This is a genomic window from Pseudoflavonifractor capillosus, assembly GCF_016899775.1.
GTDB lineage: Bacteria > Bacillota > Clostridia > Oscillospirales > Oscillospiraceae > Lawsonibacter.
In genome coordinates this window covers 47,039-53,765 of the sequence record NZ_JACJJE010000019.1, presented here as the reverse complement: position 1 = coordinate 53,765, position 6,727 = coordinate 47,039, and the positions used below count along the sequence as shown (strand labels likewise).

8 protein-coding genes are annotated in these 6,727 nt (G+C 65.2%); 5 read left to right on the top strand and 3 right to left on the bottom strand.

What is annotated here, in order from left to right; all coding sequences use genetic code 11:
* Positions 1 to 230: 230 nt before the first annotated feature.
* From atpG to atpC, 3 genes are read left to right on the top strand one after another with little or no spacing between them, the layout of a single operon-like run.
* Entirely contained in the window at positions 231 to 1,118 is an 888-nt protein-coding gene (gene atpG, locus H6B31_RS08030; RefSeq protein WP_204898047.1) for an ATP synthase F1 subunit gamma, read from the top strand.
* A gap of 17 nt (positions 1,119 to 1,135) precedes the next feature.
* Positions 1,136 to 2,539: a F0F1 ATP synthase subunit beta gene (gene atpD / locus H6B31_RS08025; RefSeq protein WP_204898046.1), complete on the top strand. Its 1,404-nt coding sequence runs from the start codon at positions 1,136 to 1,138 to the stop codon at positions 2,537 to 2,539.
* Complete coding sequence (gene atpC, locus H6B31_RS08020; protein ID WP_204898045.1) at positions 2,540 to 2,980, top strand: ATP synthase F1 subunit epsilon; 441 nt, start codon at positions 2,540 to 2,542, stop codon at positions 2,978 to 2,980. It begins immediately after the preceding gene.
* Positions 2,981 to 3,038: 58 nt separating this feature from the next.
* Here atpC and H6B31_RS08015 read toward each other — a convergent pair whose 3' ends face one another.
* The gene (locus H6B31_RS08015; RefSeq protein WP_204898044.1) at positions 3,039 to 3,956 is read right to left on the bottom strand and encodes an RluA family pseudouridine synthase; all 918 of its coding nucleotides are present in this window, start codon (positions 3,954 to 3,956) and stop codon (positions 3,039 to 3,041) included.
* A complete protein-coding gene (gene lspA / locus H6B31_RS08010) occupies positions 3,953 to 4,444 on the bottom strand; it encodes a signal peptidase II (RefSeq protein WP_204898043.1) in 492 nt (163 codons plus the stop codon). The genes H6B31_RS08015 and lspA overlap by 4 nt, the downstream gene beginning before the upstream one ends.
* A 174-nt stretch (positions 4,445 to 4,618) precedes the next feature.
* Here lspA and H6B31_RS08005 point away from each other — a divergent pair, with 174 nt between their 5' ends.
* Positions 4,619 to 5,308 carry an anaerobic ribonucleoside-triphosphate reductase activating protein gene (locus tag H6B31_RS08005; RefSeq protein WP_204898042.1) on the top strand — a complete coding sequence of 230 codons (690 nt, stop codon included), beginning with the start codon at positions 4,619 to 4,621 and terminating at the stop codon, positions 5,306 to 5,308.
* A 1-nt stretch (position 5,309) separates the two neighbouring features.
* On the opposite strand, the gene H6B31_RS08000 is transcribed toward H6B31_RS08005, so the two are convergent.
* Entirely contained in the window at positions 5,310 to 5,891 is a 582-nt protein-coding gene (locus H6B31_RS08000; protein ID WP_204898041.1) for a LysE family transporter, read from the bottom strand.
* A 118-nt stretch (positions 5,892 to 6,009) separates the two neighbouring features.
* Between H6B31_RS08000 and H6B31_RS07995 the strand changes: the two genes are divergently transcribed.
* Positions 6,010 to 6,558, top strand: coding sequence for a helix-turn-helix domain-containing protein (locus H6B31_RS07995; RefSeq protein WP_207752284.1), 549 nt, complete (start codon positions 6,010 to 6,012; stop codon positions 6,556 to 6,558).
* Positions 6,559 to 6,727: the final 169 nt, after the last annotated feature.

The following is a 6,727-nucleotide window of genomic DNA, read 5'->3' as shown; positions in this document are numbered from 1 at the left end:
GGGGGGGTAGGGTGGGCGAATATGGGCGCGGAAGCGCCCATCCTGAGCCGTCCCCCGGCGATCCTTTGGTTTCTTTCCCATCGTTGGGAAAGAAACTCGCCGCCCGCACTGCGCCCGCAGGCGCGTTTCGGAGCGCAACCACCGCAAAGCGGCGGCTCTTAGCGCGGAGATGGCGGCGAAATCCCCTGCGAAACCAAACTTAAACTCACTTTGGAGAGGAGGAACTCCCCATGGCCAGCACCAAGGAGATCCGCACCCGCATGAAAAGCGTGGAGCAGACCTTAAAAATCACCAACGCCATGTATCTGATCGCCTCCTCCAACCTGCGCAAGGCCAAGGCACAGCTGGAGCAGGCGGCCCCCTATTTCACCAAGATGCACACCACCATCGCGGACATTCTCCACCGCTCCCCGGAGCTGAGTCACGACTTTCTAGACCGGCGGCCGGAGATTCCGCCGGAGCAGCGGAAGGTGGGCTACGTGGTCCTCAGCGGCGATAAGGGGCTGGCGGGGGCGTACAACCACAACGTGCTCAAGCTGGCGGAGCGCCGTCTCCGGGAGACGGCCAATCACAAGCTGTTCGTGGTGGGCCTGGTGGGCCGGGCTTACTTCCAGGAGCGGGACATCCCCTTTGAGGAGGACTTCTCCTATGTGGTCCAGAACCCCACTATGAGTCGGGCCCGGGACATCAGCGACGAGCTGGTACAGCAGTTCCTGGACCGGGAGCTGGACGAGGTGCGTATCCTCTATACGGAGATGGTCTCCGCCCTCCGGCTGGAGGTGCGGGAGCAGACCCTCCTCCCCCTGGTGCGGGAAAATTTCCCCTGGGAGCCCCCCAAGGGCGGGCCGGTGCTGCCCCCGGTGACCTATCTTCCCTCCCCGGAGGCGGTGCTGAACGCCATTGTCCCCAGCGGCTATGTGCGGGGGATGGTGTTCGGGGCCCTGGTGGAGGCCTTCTCCTCCGAGCAGAGCGCCCGAATGACCGCCATGGAGTCGGCCAGCGACAATGCCCGGGATATGCTCAAAAAGCTGTCCCTCACCTATAACCGGGCCCGCCAGGCGGCCATCACCCAGGAGATCACCGAGATCGCCGGCGGCGCTCAAAATGCCCGGAGTTGAGGAAAGGTGTGGTAACCATGTCAAAGGAATGCAAAGGGACGGTGGCCCAGGTACAGGGCCCTGTCATTGACGTACAGTTCCCCCAGGGGGAGCTCCCCTCCATCCAGGACGCCCTGTGGCTGGAGGCCGGCGGCCAGCGCCGGGTCATGGAGGTGGCCCAGCACGTGGGCCGGGACACGGTGCGGTGCTTCATGCTCTCCCCTAGCGAGGGCATCGGCCGTGGGATGGAGGTTACCTCCATGGGCGGCCCCATCTCCGTCCCTGTGGGCGAGAAGGTGCTGGGCCGCATTTTCAACGTGCTGGGGGACCCCATTGACGGCAAGGGGGATGTGGACGCCCAGGAGCGGTGGTCCATCCACCGCCAGCCCCCCAGCTTTGCCGACCAGCGCCCCGTGGTGGACCTGTTTGAGACGGGCATCAAGGTCATCGACCTGCTGGCCCCCTACGCTCGGGGCGGCAAGATTGGCCTGTTCGGCGGCGCCGGAGTGGGCAAGACCGTCCTCATCCAGGAGCTCATCCACAACATCGCCACCCAGCACGGGGGCTACTCCATCTTCACCGGCGTGGGGGAGCGCACCCGTGAGGGCAGCGACCTGTGGCGGGAGATGACCGAGTCCGGCGTCATCTCCAAGACCGCCCTGGTGTTCGGCCAGATGAACGAGTCCCCCGGGGCCCGGATGCGGGTGGCCCTCACCGGGCTGACCATGGCCGAGTATTTCCGGGACCAGGAGCACCAGGATGTGCTGCTGTTCATCGACAACATCTTCCGCTATGTCCAGGCGGGCAGCGAGGTGTCCGCCCTCATGGGCCGCATGCCCTCCGCCGTGGGCTATCAGCCCACCCTGGCCAACGAGATGGGCGCCCTCCAGGAGCGCATCACCTCCACCAAGAGCGGGGCCATCACCTCGGTGCAGGCGGTGTACGTCCCCGCCGACGACCTCACCGACCCCGCCCCCGCCACCACCTTCACCCACCTGGACGCCACCACCGTGCTGTCCCGGAAGATCGTGGAGCAGGGCATCTACCCCGCCGTGGACCCCCTGGAGTCCACCTCCCGGATTCTGGAGCCCGACGTGGTAGGGGAGCGCCACTACAAGATCGCCCGGGCGGTGCAGGAGCTCTTGCAGCGCTACCGGGAGCTCCAGGACATCATCGCCATCCTGGGTATGGAGGAGCTCAGCGAGGACGACAAGCAGGCGGTGGAGCGGGCCCGCCGGGTGCAGCAGTTCTTCTCCCAGCCCTTCTCGGTGGCCCAGACCTTCACCGGCCTGGAGGGCCGCTTCGTAAAGCTGGAGGACACCCTGCGCTCCTTCGAGGCCATCCTGGGAGGCGAGCTGGACCACCTGCCCGAGGCCGCCTTCAGCATGACCGGCGATGTGGACGAGGTGCGCAAGAAGGCCCGGGACATGGGGGTGATCTAAGTGGCGGAAGCGGCACAGGCCCAGGAGGCCAAGAAGACCTTCCACCTGGAGATCGTCACCCCGGATAAGCAGTTCTTCATCGGGGAGGCGGAGGCCCTGGTCCTCCCCGCCCTGGACGGCTCCCTGGGGGTGGAGGCGGGCCATGAGCCCATCGCCACCGCCGTGGTCCCCGGGGACCTGCGGTTCCGTCAGAGCGGGGAGTGGACTTACGCGGTGGTGGGCCAGGGGCTCACCGAGATCATGCCCGACCGGGTGATGGTCCTGGTGTCCGCCGCCGAGCGCCCCGAAGACATCGACCTGAAGCGGGCCGAGGCCGCCCGGGAGCGGGCGGAGGAGCGCCTTAAACAGAAGCTCAGCGTGCGGGACTACTACAACTCCAAGGCCGCCCTGGCCCGGGCCATGGCCCGGCTGAAAGCGGCCCGGCGGAGAAATCCAAAATAAACAAAACAGCGGCGCGGAACAACAAGTTCCGCGCCGCTGTTTTGTCTATCGAGTGTGTTTATCTAGACATCCGCTCCAGCTTGTCCAGCACCCCCTGGAACCAGTCGGGCAGAGGGCACTCCAGCTCCACCTGCTCCCCGGTCCTCGGATGCCGGAAAATCAGTTTTCGGGCGTGTAAACACTGGCCGGCCAGGCCGGGGTAGGGCTTTTTGCTGCCGTACACCGTGTCCCCCAGAAGTGGGTGGCCGATGGAGGCCAGGTGGACCCGGATCTGGTGGGTGCGGCCGGTCTCCAGGCGGCACTCCACGTGGGTATGGCCGGGATAGCGGGCCAGTACCCTCCAGTGGGTCACCGCCGGCCGCCCGTTTCGGGGCTCCACGGCCATCTTCTTCCGGTCCACAGGGTGGCGGCCGATGGGGGCGTCCACCGTGCCCGAGTCCTCCCGGAAACTGCCCACCGCCACCGCCTCGTACACCCGGGCCAGGGAGTGGTCCTGGAGCTGCTCCGCCAGGGCCAGGTGGGCCTTGTCGTTTTTCGCCGCGATGATGAGGCCGGAGGTGTCCCGGTCGATGCGGTGGACGATGCCCGGCCGCAGCTCTCCATTGATTCCGGAGAGTGTATTGCCGCAGTGATATAACAGAGCGTTGACCAAAGTCCCGTCTGGATGGCCGGGGGCGGGGTGGACCACCATGCCCACCGGCTTGTTCACCACGATCACGTCGCTGTCCTCATACACCACATCCAGGGGGATGTTCTGGGGGAGAACGTCCACCGGCTCCGGCTCCGGGAGGACCACCTGAATGACCTGCCCGGAGGCGGTCTTTTCGCTCTTTTTCAGGGGGCGGCCTCCGCTGGTCACCGCCCCCTCCTCCAGCAGCCGCTGGGCGGCGGAGCGGGTGAGCCCCTCTACGCTGCGGGCCAGAAAGGCGTCCAGCCGCTCGCCCCCCGCCTCCGGGGTGAGGATGAGGGGGATCACGCCTGCTCCTCCTTGGGGGCGCCGGTGTCCTTGGACTTGCCCTCCAGCTTCTCATAGAAGAACAGGTAGTAGACCACCGCGGCGAAGCCCCCCACCACCACGCAGATGTCGGCCACGTTGAACACGGCGAACTCCATGAACAGCACGTGGAACATGTCCACCACATAGCCCTGGAGGACCCGGTCGATGAGGTTGCCCACCGCCCCCGCCAGCAGCAGGGCCAGGGCCGTCCGGCCGAAGGGGTGGCGGAACAGGGGCTTCCACACCGCGATGGCCAGCAGCACCGACATCACCAGAGAGATGAGGGCGAGAATCCAGGTGTGGTCGGAGAACAGGGAGAAGGCGGCCCCCGTGTTCTCCACATAGGTCAGGTCCAGGAGATAGGGGAGGAAGGGCACATGCTCCCCCAGGGGGATATTCTGGACCACCAGATACTTCACCAGCTGGTCCAGGGCCACCAGAACGGCCGCAAGAATGGCATATAACATGGAACGGTCTCCTTTGTATCCGTGGAAAAATGTACATATTATTTTACCATGTCCCGCCGCCGGGAACAACGGGGAATTTTCATGGAATTTTCCCCCTGGGACCGCCCCCCGTTGACAGCCGCCCGGCCCGACTCTACAATGGGAGGAGAAAACGCGCTGTGGGAGGAGACGGACATGGATATTCAGGGACTGCAGAAGATGACCCTGCTGGACTATCCCGGCAGGGTGGCGTGTACCGTATTTCTGGGGGGGTGCGACCTGCGCTGCCCCTTCTGCCACAACGGCGGACTGGTGCTGGGCCCCATGCCGGCCGAGCTGGACAGCGAAGAGCTGCTGGCCTTTCTGCGCAAGCGCCGGGGCCTGCTGGACGGGGTGTGCGTCACGGGAGGGGAACCCCTGCTCCGCCCGGACCTGCCGGAGCTGCTCTCTCAAATCAAGGAGCTGGGCTATCCGGTGAAGCTGGACACCAACGGCGGCCGCCCCGCTCAGCTGCGGGCCCTGGCGGAGGCGGGTCTGGTGGACTATGTGGCCATGGACGTGAAAAACAGTCCCGGGCGGTACGGGGAGACGGCGGGGGTGCCCGGCCTGGACCTGGCCCCCTTCCGGGAGAGCGTCTCCTTCCTGCTCCAGGGGACGGTGGACTACGAGTTCCGCACCACGGTGGTACGGGAGTTCCACGACGCGGACAGCTTCAAGGCCATCGGCCCCTGGATCGCCGGTGCGAAGCGGTACTTCCTCCAGAGCTTTGTGGACCGGGACACGGTGCTCCGGGAGGGGCTCCACCCCTGGGACGGGGAGACGCTGGGGAGCTTCGCGGACCTGGTCCGGCCCTATGTGGAGCAGGTGGAGCTGCGGGGGGTGTAGCTCACAGAAACAGGGAGACGGCGCAGTACACCAGCAGCAGGGCCATAATGGTGTTGACCGCCCGGGCGTGCCGGGAGAACAGGAGGCGGAATACCGACCCGAAGGCCGCCCAGGCCAGGGTGAACGCAAACCCGATGAAGGCCAGCAGCAGGGCAAAGAGAAACAGAATCACCGGCTGTCCGCCATAGTAGGGGAGGATGTAGGCCTCCATGGACATGATGCAGTAGAGATATATTTTCGGGTTGATGAACTGGAGGAGCAGGCCGGACAGGAACCCCTCCCGGGAGTGGTCCTCCTGGATCACGTCGGAGCTGCGGAAGGTGCCCCAGGCCAGATAGAGCATATAGGCCGCCCCCAGCACCAGCATGGGCAGCCGGATGGCCGGGATCAGGGCGGACAGGGCGGTGCAGAACAGGGTGCACAGCACCATCACAATGGTGAATCCCACCCAGATGCCCAGATTGAAGGGCAGGGCCCGCCGGAAGCCCAGCCGTCCGGCGTTGGACATGGACATGATGTTATTGGGACCCGGGGTGGCGGCGGTGATCACCGCGTAGGTGAGGAAGGCGTACCAGGGAAACATGGCGCTTGACCTCCTGTTCCAGGGATGATACAATATCCAGGACGAAAAATCCAGTATCCCGGATTTCTCTTATATTGTACTCTTGTGATACTATATTGTCAATAGGAGGACTGCATCTTTGAATGTCAACGACGTCATCGCCCGAAATGTCCGGGCCGCCCGGGAGCGGAAGAAGCTGACCCTGGACGGGGCGGCGGAGCTCACCGGGGTGTCCCGGAGCATGCTGGCCCAGATTGAGAAGGGGGAGGTCAACCCCACCATCTCGGTGGCGTGGAAGATCGCCAACGGATTCAAGGTCTCCTTCACCTCCCTGGTGGAGCCCCAGAGCGAGGGGGTGTCCGTCCTCCGGTGCGGCGCGCCTCTGGAGGAGGACGGGGGGCGCTACCGCAACTACCCCGCCTTTCCCTTTGACGAGCGGCGGCTGTTTGAGACCTACCGCATCGTCATCGAGCCCCGGGGCCGTTTGGAGGCCCAGCCCCACATGCGGGGGACGGAGGAGTATATCACCGTTTTCCAGGGGACGGCGGAGATCGGCGTGGGGGAGGAGGTCCACCGCCTGAACGCCGGGGACTCCATCCGCTTCCCGGCGGACCAGCCCCACCGCTACGCCAACGCCGGGGATGAGCCGGTCCAGCTGAGCATGCTCATCTACTACGATCCCGTATAACAAAACGGGGACAGGTCATAGACCTGTCCCCGTTTCAGTTTGTCGAAAACCCACGCAGCATCAAATCCGCCTGCGTCAGGGCGGGGGAGCTCGAGGGGGCAGCCGCCCGCCTCGAATGGGATCAAATGCCCCGGAAGCCTTGCTGTGCAAGGCTTTCGGCAAGCGAAGC

Excerpts from the sequence above, each read along its gene's own strand:
- H6B31_RS08005 (WP_204898042.1), top strand. The coding sequence starts at position 4,619 with ATGGATATTCAGGGACTGCAGAAGATGACCCTGCTGGACTATCCCGGC.
- atpD (WP_204898046.1), top strand. The coding sequence starts at position 1,136 with ATGTCAAAGGAATGCAAAGGGACGGTGGCCCAGGTACAGGGCCCTGTC.
- lspA (WP_204898043.1), bottom strand. The coding sequence starts at position 4,444 with ATGTTATATGCCATTCTTGCGGCCGTTCTGGTGGCCCTGGACCAGCTG.
- H6B31_RS08000 (WP_204898041.1), bottom strand. The coding sequence starts at position 5,891 with ATGTTTCCCTGGTACGCCTTCCTCACCTACGCGGTGATCACCGCCGCC.
- atpG (WP_204898047.1), top strand. The coding sequence starts at position 231 with ATGGCCAGCACCAAGGAGATCCGCACCCGCATGAAAAGCGTGGAGCAG.